This window comes from Bradyrhizobium sp. HKCCYLS3077 (assembly GCF_051167555.1).
GTDB lineage: Bacteria > Pseudomonadota > Alphaproteobacteria > Rhizobiales > Xanthobacteraceae > Bradyrhizobium.
Map to the genome: position 1 here is coordinate 35,247 of NZ_JBNPTH010000001.1, position 14,429 is coordinate 49,675.

A 14,429-nucleotide genomic window follows, 5' to 3' on the forward strand; every position below is an offset into this window, starting at 1 on the left:
TGGCCGGGCTTGTCCCGGCTATCCACGTCGTCCGGCATGCTTGGAACGACGTGGATGCCCGGGACAAGCCCGGGCATGACGGAGTAAACTAATTAGCCGAATTGTTTGTAGCCACAGCTCAACCGCCTCACCTCGGGATTCCGGGTTCAGCCGCTGAACGCGGCTGCCCCGGAATGACGGCAGACCCATCAGCGCCAGGCGAGCGCCTTCAGCGCTTCCTTCGCCGCCCGCTCGCCGCTGTCGCGCGCGCCATGGGCCGTCGAGAAGAAATCCGGCGGCGTGGCCTCACCGGCGAAGAACAGCCGATTGTCGACCGGTACGGCCAACACCGCGCGTTTGTCGGCGTGGCCGGGGAGGGCGTGCGAATAGGCGCCGCGCGCGAATGGGTCGGCACCCCAGCGCGACTCGGCCAGCGGACGCAGGCTCTTGCGGACATCGTTGCCGAGCAGGGCTGCGACGTCGTCGATCGCCTGCGCAGCCAATGCGCCCTCGCCCGCCGCCTCGATCTCGCGCGCGAAGCTGCCGCCGTAAAACCCTTCGATACAGGGCTGGCCGAAGGGGCGGAGCTGAAAGCTGCCGACGCGCGCGGAGTGGCTGCGGCCGCGCATGCCGGAATCCTTCGGCAGGTGATCCCAGCCGTCGAGCGCCAGCGTCACCTTGTTGTCGAGGCCGAGCGGCAGGCCGGCGGCGGCTTCGACCTTCGCCGGCAGCGCCGGCGTGAAGCGGAGCGCTTCGTCGGCGATGAGATTGGTCGGCACGGTGATGATGACCTTGTCGGCGGTCAGCGTGCCCTGTGAGGTCGTAAGCCGGATGCGCCTGTCGCTGTGATCGATCAGCGTCACCTGGCAGTTCAGCGCGATCGGCAGGCCGGCCCCATAGGCCGAGACCAGCGCGCCATAGCCGCGGCGGATGCGCCAGTTGAGCTCGGTATCCTCATAGGCCTCGAAATCGAGCAGCGACATCTGGTCGAGCTCGCAGCCGTTGAGATAGGTGCAGATCGCATCGATCATGCCGTTCCAGCGATGGCCGGGCTCCAGGCAGATGCTCGCGGGCGCGTCGCGGCCGCTTGCGGCAGCCTCCGCCGTGCGCGTGAAGAAGGCCTCCAGCGCGCCGAGGAAATCGTCGCGCTCGGCACGCGGGAACGCCGCCTCATAGGCCTGGTCGCGCCAGGGCGGACGGGATTTGTCGATGGTGAAAGCGAGCCGCTCGGCGATGGCGACGAAGGAGTTGCGGTCGGCCGAATGCAGCCAGCCGCAGCCGAGGTCAAAGGTGACGTCGGGCGACGCCATGATCGTGTGCGCCCGGCCGCCGATGCGGCCGCGCGCTTCGAGCACGATGAAGGAGACGCCCTTGTCGCGCAGCGCATGCGCGGCGCCGAGGCCGGCCGCGCCGGCGCCGATGATGGCGATGTCGATGGAGGATGGGAGGCTGCTCATGAGGCGGCTGCGGCTCCTACGATGGAGGCCCGGCTATCACCTCACCACTGCTGTCATCACCCGCGAAAGCGGGTGATCCAGTACGCCGAGACGGGCGTGTGACCCCGAGGGGCCGCGGCGTACTGGATGCCCCGCCTGCGCGGGGCATGACGGCGGAGGATGTCGAGACACTGCGCTCGACAAGCGAGGCATGACGAGAGCGGATGTTGCGCCACCACGCCCTGCCCCACTGAAGCGGTCGAGTGGCTTACGCCACCGCTTCCTTCTGCTTCTCGGCGCGCTTGCGCTCGTTCGGATCGAGGTGCTTCTTGCGCAGCCGGATCGACTTCGGGGTGATCTCCACCAGCTCGTCGTCCTCGATATAGGCGAGCGCCTTCTCCAGGGTCATCCGGATCGGCGGCGTCAGGCGGACGGCCTCGTCCTTCGAGGTGGTGCGGATGTTGGTGAGCTGCTTGCCCTTCAGCACGTTGATCTCAAGATCGTTGTCGCGGGTGTGCTCGCCGACGATCATGCCCTTGTAGACCTTCCAGCCGGGCTCGATCATCATCGGGCCGCGGTCCTCCAGCTTGAACATGGCGTAGGCCACGGCCTCGCCCTGGTCGTTCGAGATCAGGACGCCGTTGCGGCGGCCCTGGATCGCGCCCTTGTAGGGCATGTAGTTGTGGAACAGGCGGTTCATGATCGCCGTGCCCTTGGTGTCGGTCATGAGCTCGCCCTGGTAGCCGATCAGGCCGCGGGTCGGGGCGTAGAACACCAGGCGCAGGCGGTTGCCACCTGACGGGCGCATCTCGATCAGCTCGGCCTTGCGCTCGCTCATCTTCTGCACGACGACGCCGGAATGCTCCTCGTCGACGTCGATCACGACTTCCTCGATCGGCTCCAGGGTCTGGCCGGTGGCCGGGTCCTTCTCGAACACGACGCGGGGACGCGACACCGAGAGCTCAAAGCCCTCGCGGCGCATGGTCTCGATCAGGATCGCGAGCTGCAATTCGCCGCGGCCGGACACTTCCATCGCGTCCTTGTCCTGGGACTCGACCACGCGCAGCGCGACGTTGCCCTCGGCCTCGCGCAGCAAGCGGTCGCGGATCAGGCGGCTGGTGACCTTGTCGCCTTCGGTGCCAGCCAGCGGCGAGTTGTTGACGATGAACGACATCGACACCGTCGGCGGATCGATCGGCTGCGCCTGCAGCGGGGTCTCGACCGAAGGATCGCAGAAGGTGTCGGCGACGGTGCCCTTGGTCAGACCCGCGATGGCGACGATGTCGCCGGCCTCGGCGAAGTCGAGCGGCTGGCGCTCGAGGCCGCGGAACGCGAGGATCTTGGTGATGCGGCCGGTCTCGATCAGCTTGCCGTCGCGCGACAGCACCTTCACGGCCTGGTTCGGCTTCACCGAGCCCGACGCGATGCGGCCGGTGATGATGCGGCCGAGATAGTTGTTGGCCTCGATGATGGTGCCGAGCAGCCGGAACGGGCCTTCCTCGACCACCGGCGGCGCCACGTGCTTGAGCACGAGATCGAACAGCGGCTTCATGCCGTCCTCATGCGAGCCGTCGGGCGAGGTCGCCATCCAGCCGTTCTTGCCCGAGCCGTACAGGATCGGGAAATCGAGCTGCTCGTCGGTGGCGTCGAGCGCGGCGAACAGGTCGAACACCTCGTTGACGACCTCGGTGATGCGGGCGTCCGGGCGGTCGACCTTGTTGATCGCGACGATCGGCTTCAGGCCGAGCTTGAGCGCCTTGCCGACCACGAATTTGGTCTGCGGCATCGGCCCTTCGGCGGCGTCGACCAGCACGATCACGCCGTCGACCATCGACAGGATGCGCTCGACCTCACCGCCGAAATCGGCGTGGCCGGGGGTGTCGACGATGTTGATCTGGGTGTCCTGCCACTGCACCGAGGTGCACTTGGCCAGAATGGTGATGCCGCGCTCGCGCTCCAGGTCGTTGGAATCCATCGCGCGCTCAACCGTGCGCTGGTTCTCGCGATAGGTACCGGACTGCTGCAGGAGCTTGTCGACCAGGGTGGTCTTGCCGTGGTCGACGTGGGCGATGATGGCGATGTTGCGGAGGTTCATGGTCGGTGTCTTCTAAGCTTTCTCAAGAGCCCGTGCTCTGTCCCCGGCGGGGCGCGCGCTTTATGATAGTCGAATCAAGCTGTTAGCTTTGCGACGCGCGCTCGCGAAACTCGTTCGGCGGAAGGGGCCGGCAGCCCCAAATAGGAAACCCGGCCAATCGACCGGGCAGACCTCGCGCGTTGCGGCGCAATATAGGCAGAAAATGCCAAAAAACAATGACTGCTTTCAGGAATGAGGAGCGGATCCGGGCGGGTCGGCCGGAGGATCGACGGACGCTCCGTCCCGCATGCGCTGCCGGGCCGCCCGGAAATAGAGCATTCCGATCACCCCGGCGGGGAGCCCGATCGGCAGCAGGGGAGACTGCAGATGGTTGATCCAATAGAGGCGGCTGAAACCGTACAGGACGGCATACGCGCCGGGGATCAGGAGCAGGAGGCCGGTTGCCAGGACCAGTCCGGCGGCGCCAGAGGGAATACTGTCCCAGGTGATCAATGTGATGCCGGCCGCACCGGCCAGCAAGCCGGTGAGGATCATGCCTTGCGATGCCATGTCGCCGCCTTCAGGCAAGCTGAGCGCAGATGAACCGAACAGCAGCGAGCAGAGCCCCGGCAAGAGGAGCAACAGTCCGATGAACCCGAGCAGCGCGGTCAGCCCCTCTCGCGCCACCGACGCGACGAAGGTCCGCGGCCTGGGTGGCCGACGGCCGCGGCCGTAGCCGATGAAGCATGCACCGAGCGCCACCGCAGCAAGACCCGCCAGGAAGAACCCGAAATAGCCGCCCATCGTCCATCTCGGCACGAGGGCGAGGTAGATGGCCGCGTACAGCCCCCAAGCCATCAAGCCGAGGCTCCCGACCATGATCAGCGGGGTGAGGCAGCCTTTGCCGCGCGGCCGCTCATCGTCCGGAATGCCGCCGGGCGGGCCCTTCCAGCGCTCCTTCGGCAGCGGCGGGATAGCGCGAGTCTCCGAGCCAGGACGGTCGGGTGAGGTCATCTGACCGGACTCAGCCCCAGCGGCGGCGCACCGCCAGCACGATCATCACCAGTCCCGCGACGGCCATGCCGGCCAGGATCACCCCGGGGCCGAACAGGCCGCCGAACTCATTCCACTCGCGGCGCATCAGCGCCATCACGCAGCCAAACGGAAACATCAGGGCAAGGCCGCCGAGGATCGCTCCGACCGTCGCCGCCAGGCCGGCGGGCTCCCGCGCCCGACCCACCTCCTCCAGGAAGGGCGACAGCGGCGGACGGCGGTGGAAGGGATCATCATCCATGGCGGCGCGGCATCATCAGGCGAATCGCGGCAAAGACCAGAAACAAGCCGAGCATCACGGCACCGAGCGCAAGCGCGGCAAGCAGGCCCGGAAGATTCCGCTCAGTGATCAAGCATAGCAATCCGGGCGCGAGCAGCACCAGCCCGATCAGCAGCATCAGGATGGACGCCACCGCCGTGACGCAGCCACGCGCAGCCGACGGCGGCGCAGGCGATGTCATGCAGGCCCCCGCCCCCGCCTGACGGCGAGAACAATGAGCACGACGCCGGCGAGCGCAGCGCCGATGAACAGCAGTCCGATCGGATCGACCAGATCATTGCGCGTGATCTGATTGGGGAAGATGACGAGGACGCAGGCCATCGGAAACAGCAGGATCAGGCCGGCAATGATCCCAAGCGCAGCAAGACAACCCGAGCGTTGCTGCTGCGGCGGGAGCTCGGGGGGAAGAATCGGGCGTTCCGTCATGGCGACCACGCTTGAAGCGGCCGAACGACACGGATGGGCGCTTTGTTCATATCGGCCCCTTCCCCATTCGCGCGCGGATGCCGTCGATGGCGCCGTTGCGGTAGAACAGGTTGTAGGTGTCGAACGGGATGATCTCGCCGCGCTCGGTGACGAAGTGGATGCAGGAGCGCTTGACGTTGCCGACGCAGAAATTGAAGCGGTCGAGAAACTGCACGATGGTGACGCGGAAGACGTGCTCATAGCCGAGATTGTCGGGCACCTGGACGGACGGCAGGCAGCAGAGGAATTCGGCGACGCGCTCGCCGGTGTTCAGCGGCCCCGACGACAGCGAGAACAGCTCGACGAATTTGTCGCGCAGGACCGGGTATTTCTCGGGGCTGATCGTGTTCGGCATCACCGACAGCAATTCCTCTTCCGGCACCATCGACGTCAGCGGCAGCACGGTGGTGCCGTTGCGCAGGCCATAGCCGATCGAGATGCTCTCGGGATTGCAGGGCAACGGGATCATGTCATCATCGCCGAACACGCCGGTCTCGATCACGCGGCGGCGGATTTCCGACAGCATGATGCGGTCGGTGTCCTTGTTGAAATCGGCGTTGCGGCCGGCGTCCTGCACCGGCTGCAACGTCACGCCGCGCACGCATGTCCATTCCAGCGCGTGGCGGACGATGTCGCCGATCTCGTCGTCGTTGACGCCGCGCTTGATGGTCGCGACCAATGTCGTCGAGAGGCCCGCGCGCTCGAGGTTCTCCAGCGCCTGCTGGCGGATGCGGCGCAGATCGGCGCCGCGGATGTTGGTGAGGCCGGCGCGCGACAGCGAATCGAACTGCAGATAGACCTCGAGCCCGCGCTTGTTTTCCGCGAGCTTCGCCACGAACTCCGGCTCGCGCGCGATGCGCAGGCCGTTGGTGTTGATCATGACGTGGCGGATCGGGCGCGCACGCACCGCGGCGAGGATGTCGAAGAACTGGGGATGCAAGGTCGGCTCGCCACCGGAGATCTGCACCAGGTCCGGCTCGCCCTCGCTCTTCACCAGCGCATCCAGCATCCGCTCGACGGTCGCCAGCGGCGTGAAATGCGCGCGCTGCGGCGAGGACTCGGCGAAGCACACCGGGCAGGTCAGGTTGCAGTGATCGGTGATCTCGATGAGCGCCAGGCAGGAATGCTGCTCGTGATCGGGACACAGGCCGCAATCATAGGGGCAGCCATATTCGGTGCGGCGCTGGAAGCTGAGCGGCGTGTCACCCGGCTTGATGAAGGACTTGCAGCGCCGCCAATAGGCGGCATCGTCGGAGACCAGGGTCGACTGCACGCCGTGCTGCTTGCAGCGCTTCTCGTACCAGACCTCGTTGTCGAGGATCTGGATCTTGGTCGGCACCAGTTCGAGGCAGGTCTCGCACAGGGATTGCGTCTGCCCCCAGAACACATAGGGGCGAGACTTACGCAGCGGCGCGTTCATGCAGGGCCTTCGGTTGCGGCGCGGTCGCCAGCATGACCGCGGCGTAGGCGGCGATCGCGAGCGACAGCAGATGAAACAGGGTGAGCGGGCCGATCACCGGCCCGTAGGGCTTGAGGAATTCCCAAGCGAAGCGCTGCAGGCCGTAGACAAGCAGCGCGAGATAGAAGCCGTTGGCGATGATGGAGCCGCTCCGCCTGAAGACCGCGATGATGTAGAGCGCCGCGAAGGCCGCCATCGCCAGACTCTCATAAAGCTGCACCGGATGACGCAGAACGCCGTCGCCAAAATCGTGGCCCCAAGGCAGGGACGTCGGCGTGCCATAGGTGAAATCATCGAGCCCTGCCACGTAGCAGCCGATACGGCCGACCGCGATGCCGACCGCCAGCGGCAGCGCGAAGCGCGCACCGGTGCGCAGGGCAATGCCGTGCCGCCATTTGTAGAGCTCGACCGCCACGATGCCGCCGGCGAGCGCGCCTTCGACCGAGCGCGCCAGCCCGGTCATGCCGGACAGCCACAGGTTCAAGGTCCCGAACAGATAGGCGCTCAGCCCGGCGCCGAACACGAGCGCGGCGACATAGGGCCATTCGGTCGACTGCTTCGGAAAGCTGACGCGCGCCCCTCGCGCGAGCCACCAGCCGGCAGCGGCCGCGCTGAGCCAGGCGGCGACGTCGAAGATCGCATGAAGAAAGGCGCCGTCCATGACTCCCATAGTCCGGTTGCATCCGGACTATGGCAAGGTCCCGGCGCCGAAGGCAATGACGTGTTCGTCTCAGCCTCGGTTGATATCAGCCGGTGGCCGCCTGCTCGGTCGGATAGACGCCGCGCAGGACCTCCTCGAAATGGGTCTTCACCGCCTCGTTGCACAGGCAGGAGCGCTGCTTCAAGGCATCGAAATCCCGCACCATGAAGGCGCCGCGCCTGGTTTCGAGAATGCCCTCGGCGCGGAAGGTCTGGACGACACGGCTGACATAGGAGCGGCCAACGCCGAGCAAGGTCGCGAGTTGCTCATGCGTCAGCGGCACGATCGGCTCGCCATCGGTGCGGTCCATCGCCGCCACGATCCATTTCGCCGTGCGCTGCTCGATCGAGTGGATGGCGTTGCAGGCGGTCGACTGGAACATCTGCGCCAGCATGCAATCGGCATAGCGCGCGAATACGTTGCGCAGCGTCTTCGATTGCAGCTTGGCCGCGGCGAGGCGTGACAGGGGCAAGCGGACGAACGGGCCGCCGAACTTGACTACGATCCGCGTATAGGCCGGCAGGAAACCCTCGCTGACGATGCCGCCGACCGCGCCCTCGCGGCCGACCAGAATGGTCTCGACGTCGCGACCGTCCTCGTTGGGAACCAGGTAGGATGTCAGCGCCGGGCCGCAGGGAAAATGCACGATCTGCACGTCGTCGCCGGGGCGATACAGCAGTTCGCTCGGCATCGCCTGGTCCTCGACCAGGTAGGGCGCGATCAGGGCATAATCCGGCGGACTCAACCGGCGCAGCAGATTGTTGTAGGGTCGCTCACGCGCAAGTGTCGTCACAGTCTGGGTCGGCATCGAAATCCCCCGCGTTACGCATGTGCGTGATCTGTGCTTCTTGTGTTCACAAGTGCACAGACACAGGAACTCCGATATGATGGCTTCGGTTCCAGGACCCGCCAGCGTGCTTGCGATGAGGCGCCGGCTGCGGGAGCCAGTTTCACCTTGGAACCCGCAGATCACATGACCCGCTCGCAACCCAGCGTGCCCGAGCTCTATCAGCATGTGCTGGTCGTCGAGGACGACCCGATCATTGCGCTCGGCTTGGAAGACACCATCACTGATCTCGGTGTGGCCGAGGTCAGGATCGCGGCGAACGTCGCCACGGCGCTCGCCATGATCGAGGAGCGGGCGCCGGAGTTCGCGCTGCTCGATGTCGGCCTGGTGCGCGAAAAGAGCTTTGCAATCGCCGAGCGTCTCAGCACGCTCGGCATCCCCTTCGCATTTTCGACCGGCTACGGCGCCGACGGCGTGCCCACAGCGTTTTCCGACCGGCCGCGCTTGCCGAAGCCCTGCCCGACCGATGCCCTGGAGGTCGTGCTGCGGCGACGCGACTAGTCGTCGCCGCAGCGAAACGCCGTCAGCCCAGCTTCGGATCGAGCGTGGTCGACCACAGCGCAACGTCGGCACGGTCGCGCAGGGTCACGGTCATCTGGCCGCTCGCCCCGTCGATCTTGACGTGACCGAAGAACTGCATGCCGGCCGACGGCGGCAGGTTCTGCTTGTCGAGACCGGGCGCCTTGATGAAGCGCACCTCGGGGCCGAAGGTGTTGTCGAGCTCGTTCGGACCGAACGTGCCGGCATGCAGCGGACCCGAGACGAACTCCCAGAACGGCTCGAAGTCCTGGAATTGCGCCTTGTTGGGATCGTAGTAGTGCGCGGCGGCGTAGTGCACGTCGGCCGTCAGCCATACGGTATTCTGGATCGGCGCCGTCTTGATGAAGCGCAGGATCTCGGCGATCTCCAGCTCGCGGCCGCGCGCCGGACCGTCGCCCTGCGCAATCGCCTCGGAGCCCTTCTTGTTGGCCGCGTCATCATAGACGATAAGGCTGAGCGGCATGTCGGAGGCGATCACCTTCCAGGTCGCGCGCGAATTCAGCAGCGCCCGCTTCAGCCAGCGCATCTGCTCCGGCCCGATGAAGTAGGACGACGGGCCATAGCTGTCCTCGAGGTTCGGACCGTTGGCACCGCGATAGCTGCGCTCGTCGAGCACGAACACATCGAGATGCGGGCCGTATTTGATCGTGCGATACACCCGGCCCGGCTCAACGATGCTCTCGCGCATCGGATACATTTCGTGGAAGGCCCGCGCGGCGCGCGCCGCGAGCAGCTGGATGTTGCGCTCCTTGTAGGCCGCCGGCAGGTCCTTGGAGGCCGACCAGTTGTTGGTCACCTCGTGATCGTCCCACTGCACGAAGATGGGCACCTCGGCATTGAAGGCCCGCACGTTCTCGTCGAGGAAATTGTACTTGTGAGCGGCCCGGAATTCGTCGAGCGTCTCGGCGACCTTGGCCTTCTCCTCCACGGTGAGGTTCTTCCAGACCTTGTTGTCCGGCAGCTTGACTTCGGACTTGATCGGACCATCGGCATAGATGGTGTCGCCGGAATGCAGGAAGAAATCCGGACGATGCTTCTTCATCGTCGCGAAGGTGAACATGCCGCCATCGTCGGGATTGATGCCCCAGCCCTGGCCGGCAACGTCGCCGCCCCAGACGAACGACACGTCGCGTTTGTTGCCTGGCGCGGTGCGGAAGCGGCCGACCATTGGCTCGCTCTCGACGGCGGTGTGGGAGAGGTCGCGGAATTTGACGCGGTAGAAGATGTCCTGGCCGCTCGGCAGATTGTCGATCAGCATCTTGGCGGTGAAGTCGCTCTCCGGCAGCACCGCGATCGGCGGCAGCGCGCGGGCGTCCTTGAACGATTCGGTGGTCGCGACCTCGACCAGCATCTGCGACGGCCGGTCGGCACGCGCCCACACCACGCCGCCGTCCATGCTGACATCGCCGGACTGCACGCCATGGGTGATCTGCGGCCGGTCGGCCGCGCGGCTGAGATAGGGGGTCGCAAGCGTCGTGACGCCGGCGGCAGCGGCCGTCGAGAGGAAGCGGCGGCGCGACAGACGAAGCGACGGCGGGCGGACAAGATGAGCGGTCATGGGAATCTCCTGATCGGCTCGCGCGCGAAAGAGGACGCGCAGCGCCATGGCCGGCAGACCTAGGAAAGATTGATGACGCTGCAATTACACGGCTGGTCGAGACGCACGCGGCAGGCGTGGCGCCGGCTCACGTCCCGGCGGCGCGGAGCTGAGCGCTGGTCCGCTGCAGGTTGGCCGGCATGCTCATCAGGATCAGCTTGCGGTCGGCCACCGCGTTGTGGAACTGCTCGAGCGCGATGTTGAACGCGGTCAGCGCGGCGTGCTCGATCGCGCCGTCCTCGAAGCAGGTCAGCGTGTTGCGCAGGATCTCGTCGGCCTCGGCCTGGAGCTGGTCGAGCTCCTCGGTCGAATCGCTCTTGCGTGCGATCGTGATCATCTCCAGCAGCCGGTCGCGCAGCGAGGTATTGATGGTGCGCTCGTCGCGCTTGAGATAGCCCGCGAACCAGGCGCCGGCCGAGCCCATCGCAGACAGCGCCATCAGGCTCCACCAGATGTAGTCGCTGTAGCGGTCGAGGAAGGTCTTCTCCTCGCCGTCGACGAATGCGGCGGCACCGGGATGAGCGGGAATCGCGGCGTCCTTGTCGGTGTCGGGCGTTTCGATCTTGGCGGTGAGCGGGAATTCCGACAGCAGCTGCTGGCGGGCCGAGAACAACTGATGTGTAAAGGCCGAGACGGTGGAATCGGCGAGACCCTTGCGAGCAACAATGTGGTGGTTGAAGCTGATCGTCTTGACTTCGTCTTCCGGACGGTCAGGCGAGCCGCCGAACGCGCCCGAGGGAATCTCGGCGGCCTCGTACTCCGGATGGTTCTGCGCGATGGCCTCGGCCGAATCGATCGCCAGGAAGGTCGGCGTGCCGCCGTCCTTGGTGGCGGCCGCGATCGCATCGGCGGTGATCTTGCTGTTGATCGGCCCGGCGGCGAGATAGACGTCCGCCTTCTGGTTGCGGACGGCTTCGGCGGCCTCGGTGATCGGGAATTGCACGATCTCGACCTTGCCGGCATCGACGCCATACTGGTGCAGGATCACCTTCAGCAGGTTGGCGTTGGCCGGGGTGCGGCCGATGATGCCGACCTTGTGGCCGGCGAGCTGGGAAATCTTGGTGATCTTGGCGCCGCTCTTGCGGCCCTTGCCCTTGCCGGCCGGCGGCACCCAGAGCACGGCCACGTTCTTGCGCAGGGTGGCGACCGCCTGCGCGTTCTTCGGCACCTCGAGATCGCCGCGCACGATCGCGAGGTCGACCTTGCCGGCAGCCAGCGCCTGCGCACTCTCGCCGGCGCCTTCCGTCGGCACCGGGCGGAGCCGGACATAGGCGTGGTTCTGCGAGAACGCCTGGGTGAGGGCCTGGACGACCTTGAGATCGTCACTGTTCGGCGGACCGACCGCGATCTTGAGCACGACCGGCCGCATGGCAAAATAGTACGCACCCGCCAGAGCGCCGACGATCGCGAGGATCCCGGCGATGACGATGAACACGGCAGGGCGCATCTGGGAGCGCTGTGCTGGCGTGGTCTGGGTGTCTGCCAGGTCCGTTCCTCCGGTCACCTCGAGCCGGGGAACGACGCCAGGGGCGGCTTCGTCCGGCCTCGACCTCCGATAATGCCGAACTGTAGCAAATTTCTTGTCCGCCCGGGGTGACATCTGCGTCATGGTTACCGTGGCACGAGTGCTCGGGCAGACAACCATGGCGAGACGGCGATCCGGCGGCGCTGCTGTGACAAGGCTCTGACGGGGAAGCGGTTTCCAGTCACCGGCCCGAGAGGATCGGGGCGCGTGATCCGGACCGGCGCGATGACCGTAGAGATCCGGACGGATCGATCTGTGCGAGGAAGAGGACGAGAGGAGGACATCAAGATGGCCCAACCACTTTCAGGGGACGCACGCGCCCATACCTTGCGCGAGCTTTCCGGCTGGTCCGAGCTGAACGGCCGCGACGCCATCACCCGCACCTTCACCTTCAAGGACTTCAACGCGGCATTCGGCTTCATGACGCGGGTCGCATTGATCGCCGAGAAGCAGGACCATCATCCCGAATGGCGCAACGTCTACCGCACGGTCGAGGTGGTGCTTGCCACCCACGACGCCGGAGGCGTGACCGCCCGCGACATCGCGCTTGCCACCGCAATGAACGCGATCGCAAGCGAGATCGGCGACTGAACGAGATCGCTGCCCAGCGACGTCTTGCAGCAGAGATCGCCATCCCCACATGTCGGCGCGACGGCTGCGCCACCGCGCAGCCTCGGAACCGGAGATCGGACATGGTGTCGGATTCGGCCGACTACAGCGTCGGCTTCGAGCCGGCGGAGCGGCTGGCGCAGGATCGCGAGACGCTTCGCCGTCGTTTCTGGGTGAAGTTCAAGAAGGTCGTCGCGCGGCTCCCGTTCGCCGAGGAGCTGCTCGCGGCCTACTACTGCGCTTTCGACAAGGAGACGCCGCGGCACGTGCAGGTGTCCCTGCTCGGCGCGATCGCCTATTTCGTGCTGCCGTTCGACTTCGTTCCGGACGTGCTGCCGATCCTCGGCTTCACCGACGACGCGGCGGTGCTCGCCACGGCGATCCGCATGGTGACCTCGAACATCACGCCCGATCATCATGCCGCCGCCCGCGCCATGCTCGCGCGACTCGCATCGGACAGGTCCGCGAAAGATTCGGCGGATGACGATCATCGCGACTGAGGGTGGCCACGTCAGGCGGCATGCCCAGGAGACCAAAAGCCCCGCTCGGACATCCGAGCGGGGCTTTTCAGTTCATGCCGACAGAGCCGAGGCGTGCCCGGCGGGCGGTCTCGTCAGCGGCCGCGCGCCTGGGCGCGGGCGCTGCCGGTCTTCTCGGCTTCCCAGGCCTGGTACTGCTTGAACAAGGCTTCGCGATCGGCCTCGCTCGGCAGCGCCTTGCCGGCGTTGCTCTGCTTCAGGAAGTCGTCGAACCGATCGCGCTGCGCGCCCTCCATCGCGTGGCTCTCCAGCCATTTGCTGGCGGCGGGCAGGCGCTGCCAGCCGGCGAGCGGCGCCGACAGCGACACTTCCTTCCACTTCGGATGGAAGGGCGGGTTCTGGAACGCCGGGAATTTGGTGAAGAACGCATCGACGAAGGTCGCGAGCTTGCGGTAGCGGTCGGTGTTCGGCGCCCAATTATAGGCGGCAAGCACCGCGGGCACCGCGATCGTATCCACCTTCTCACCCTCGGCGATCAGGTTCGGATAGTCCTTCGCCGTCAGCGTCGCCGGCAGATAGTCGGTCTGCAGCGGGCGGTCGTAGTCGACATTGACGAGGTGGAAGCGGCCGTCGTTCACGAAGTTGCTGACCGACTTGTAGGGCTTGCCGCCGACGACGATGACCGCATCGAGCTCGCCGCGCTTCAGCTTCTCCATCGCGATGCGCTGCTCGATATAGGCGAAATTCGCGCGCAGGCCGAGGCGCTCGAACACCGTGAGCGCGGTGACGAAGGTGCCGCCATTGGGCAGGTCGACGCTGACGCGGCGGCCTTCGAGGTCGCGCAAGGTGCGGACCGCGCGCGGCGCGATCACCTGCATCTCCTCATTGTAGAGCTTGGTGACGTAGGTGAACTGCCGCTTGATGTCCTTGGCGAACCCCTTGCGCTCGAGATAGTCGAGCGTGTCGGCGCGGACCACGCCGAGATCGACACCCTGCAGGAACAGGATGTCAGCGACGCTCTGCACCGAGCCGCGGCCGACGATTGGCAGCACGCGCAGGCTGTTGCCGTCGTCGAGCAGCGAGGCGAGGTCGGCGCCGAACTGCACATAGGTGCCGCCGATGGTGCCGGTGATGAGCGTCACCGTGTTGGCGTTCAGTGCCTGCTTGGTCTGCACCGAGCCGAACTGAAAGATCGCCTTCAGGCTGTCGCTCACCTTGGCGGGATCGAACTCGCTTTCCTCGGCGTGGGCGGCGAAACCGCACGCCATCATCACTGCGGCCAGGGCCGCTCCAAACAGACGTCGCATGTGTCCCCCTCGGTGAAGGCTGGCACATGATTGCGGGCCGGCACGCGCGCAGCGCCGGACTCTCCCGGCGCGGCCATGA

Annotated in this window: 15 protein-coding genes; 3 read left to right on the top strand and 12 right to left on the bottom strand. The window is 66.1% G+C overall.

Features of this window, described 5'->3' with window-relative positions:
* Positions 1-188: 188 nt before the first annotated feature.
* The 9 genes from ACQR0Z_RS00180 to ACQR0Z_RS00220 form a co-directional block, all read right to left on the bottom strand.
* A complete protein-coding gene (locus tag ACQR0Z_RS00180) occupies positions 189-1,436 on the bottom strand; it encodes a flavin monoamine oxidase family protein (protein WP_434917313.1) in 1,248 nt (415 codons plus the stop codon).
* 247 nt (positions 1,437-1,683) lie between these two features.
* Positions 1,684-3,510 (bottom strand): translational GTPase TypA, encoded by a 1,827-nt coding sequence (typA, locus tag ACQR0Z_RS00185; RefSeq protein WP_434857888.1) that lies wholly within the window; start codon positions 3,508-3,510, stop codon positions 1,684-1,686.
* Between the two features lie 225 nt (positions 3,511-3,735).
* The gene (locus tag ACQR0Z_RS00190; protein ID WP_434917314.1) at positions 3,736-4,503 is read right to left on the bottom strand and encodes a hypothetical protein; all 768 of its coding nucleotides are present in this window, start codon (positions 4,501-4,503) and stop codon (positions 3,736-3,738) included.
* A 10-nt stretch (positions 4,504-4,513) separates the two neighbouring features.
* Positions 4,514-4,783: a hypothetical protein gene (locus ACQR0Z_RS00195; RefSeq protein WP_434857890.1), complete on the bottom strand. Its 270-nt coding sequence runs from the start codon at positions 4,781-4,783 to the stop codon at positions 4,514-4,516.
* Positions 4,776-4,940 (bottom strand): hypothetical protein, encoded by a 165-nt coding sequence (locus tag ACQR0Z_RS00200; RefSeq protein ID WP_434917315.1) that lies wholly within the window; start codon positions 4,938-4,940, stop codon positions 4,776-4,778. The genes ACQR0Z_RS00195 and ACQR0Z_RS00200 overlap by 8 nt, the downstream gene beginning before the upstream one ends.
* Positions 4,941-4,999: 59 nt before the next feature.
* Positions 5,000-5,248 (bottom strand): hypothetical protein, encoded by a 249-nt coding sequence (locus tag ACQR0Z_RS00205; protein ID WP_434877709.1) that lies wholly within the window; start codon positions 5,246-5,248, stop codon positions 5,000-5,002.
* A gap of 46 nt (positions 5,249-5,294) precedes the next feature.
* Positions 5,295-6,707, bottom strand: coding sequence for a radical SAM protein (locus tag ACQR0Z_RS00210; RefSeq protein ID WP_434917316.1), 1,413 nt, complete (start codon positions 6,705-6,707; stop codon positions 5,295-5,297).
* A complete protein-coding gene (locus tag ACQR0Z_RS00215) occupies positions 6,688-7,407 on the bottom strand; it encodes a prolipoprotein diacylglyceryl transferase (protein WP_434917317.1) in 720 nt (239 codons plus the stop codon). Before ACQR0Z_RS00215 ends, ACQR0Z_RS00210 begins: the two co-directional genes overlap by 20 nt.
* Positions 7,408-7,492: 85 nt before the next feature.
* A complete protein-coding gene (locus ACQR0Z_RS00220) occupies positions 7,493-8,254 on the bottom strand; it encodes a Crp/Fnr family transcriptional regulator (protein WP_434877711.1) in 762 nt (253 codons plus the stop codon).
* 165 nt (positions 8,255-8,419) lie between these two features.
* Between ACQR0Z_RS00220 and ACQR0Z_RS00225 the strand changes: the two genes are divergently transcribed.
* Complete coding sequence (locus ACQR0Z_RS00225) at positions 8,420-8,794, top strand: response regulator (protein WP_434857896.1); 375 nt, start codon at positions 8,420-8,422, stop codon at positions 8,792-8,794.
* Positions 8,795-8,816: 22 nt separating this feature from the next.
* Here the strand turns inward: ACQR0Z_RS00225 and ACQR0Z_RS00230 are convergent, their stop codons facing one another.
* Entirely contained in the window at positions 8,817-10,391 is a 1,575-nt protein-coding gene (locus ACQR0Z_RS00230) for an alkaline phosphatase D family protein (protein ID WP_434917318.1), read from the bottom strand.
* Between the two features lie 127 nt (positions 10,392-10,518).
* Positions 10,519-11,877 (bottom strand): TAXI family TRAP transporter solute-binding subunit, encoded by a 1,359-nt coding sequence (locus ACQR0Z_RS00235; RefSeq protein WP_434857898.1) that lies wholly within the window; start codon positions 11,875-11,877, stop codon positions 10,519-10,521.
* A gap of 366 nt (positions 11,878-12,243) precedes the next feature.
* Between ACQR0Z_RS00235 and ACQR0Z_RS00240 the strand changes: the two genes are divergently transcribed.
* Entirely contained in the window at positions 12,244-12,546 is a 303-nt protein-coding gene (locus tag ACQR0Z_RS00240) for a 4a-hydroxytetrahydrobiopterin dehydratase (protein WP_434917319.1), read from the top strand.
* A gap of 101 nt (positions 12,547-12,647) precedes the next feature.
* Positions 12,648-13,064 carry a YkvA family protein gene (locus ACQR0Z_RS00245; RefSeq protein WP_434857900.1) on the top strand — a complete coding sequence of 139 codons (417 nt, stop codon included), beginning with the start codon at positions 12,648-12,650 and terminating at the stop codon, positions 13,062-13,064.
* Between the two features lie 113 nt (positions 13,065-13,177).
* On the opposite strand, the gene ACQR0Z_RS00250 is transcribed toward ACQR0Z_RS00245, so the two are convergent.
* Positions 13,178-14,350, bottom strand: a complete 1,173-nt coding sequence (locus ACQR0Z_RS00250; RefSeq protein WP_434857901.1) for a TAXI family TRAP transporter solute-binding subunit — start codon at positions 14,348-14,350, stop codon at positions 13,178-13,180.
* Positions 14,351-14,429 lie beyond the last annotated feature (79 nt).

Coding starts and splice junctions, on each gene's coding strand:
- ACQR0Z_RS00180 (WP_434917313.1), bottom strand. CDS start 1,436: ATGAGCAGCCTCCCATCCTCCATCGACATCGCCATCATCGGCGCCGGC.
- typA (WP_434857888.1), bottom strand. CDS start 3,510: ATGAACCTCCGCAACATCGCCATCATCGCCCACGTCGACCACGGCAAG.
- ACQR0Z_RS00190 (WP_434917314.1), bottom strand. CDS start 4,503: ATGACCTCACCCGACCGTCCTGGCTCGGAGACTCGCGCTATCCCGCCG.
- ACQR0Z_RS00195 (WP_434857890.1), bottom strand. CDS start 4,783: ATGGATGATGATCCCTTCCACCGCCGTCCGCCGCTGTCGCCCTTCCTG.
- ACQR0Z_RS00200 (WP_434917315.1), bottom strand. CDS start 4,940: ATGCTGCTGATCGGGCTGGTGCTGCTCGCGCCCGGATTGCTATGCTTG.
- ACQR0Z_RS00205 (WP_434877709.1), bottom strand. CDS start 5,248: ATGACGGAACGCCCGATTCTTCCCCCCGAGCTCCCGCCGCAGCAGCAA.
- ACQR0Z_RS00210 (WP_434917316.1), bottom strand. CDS start 6,707: ATGAACGCGCCGCTGCGTAAGTCTCGCCCCTATGTGTTCTGGGGGCAG.
- ACQR0Z_RS00215 (WP_434917317.1), bottom strand. CDS start 7,407: ATGGACGGCGCCTTTCTTCATGCGATCTTCGACGTCGCCGCCTGGCTC.
- ACQR0Z_RS00220 (WP_434877711.1), bottom strand. CDS start 8,254: ATGCCGACCCAGACTGTGACGACACTTGCGCGTGAGCGACCCTACAAC.
- ACQR0Z_RS00225 (WP_434857896.1), top strand. CDS start 8,420: ATGACCCGCTCGCAACCCAGCGTGCCCGAGCTCTATCAGCATGTGCTG.
- ACQR0Z_RS00230 (WP_434917318.1), bottom strand. CDS start 10,391: ATGACCGCTCATCTTGTCCGCCCGCCGTCGCTTCGTCTGTCGCGCCGC.
- ACQR0Z_RS00235 (WP_434857898.1), bottom strand. CDS start 11,877: ATGCGCCCTGCCGTGTTCATCGTCATCGCCGGGATCCTCGCGATCGTC.
- ACQR0Z_RS00240 (WP_434917319.1), top strand. CDS start 12,244: ATGGCCCAACCACTTTCAGGGGACGCACGCGCCCATACCTTGCGCGAG.
- ACQR0Z_RS00245 (WP_434857900.1), top strand. CDS start 12,648: ATGGTGTCGGATTCGGCCGACTACAGCGTCGGCTTCGAGCCGGCGGAG.
- ACQR0Z_RS00250 (WP_434857901.1), bottom strand. CDS start 14,350: ATGCGACGTCTGTTTGGAGCGGCCCTGGCCGCAGTGATGATGGCGTGC.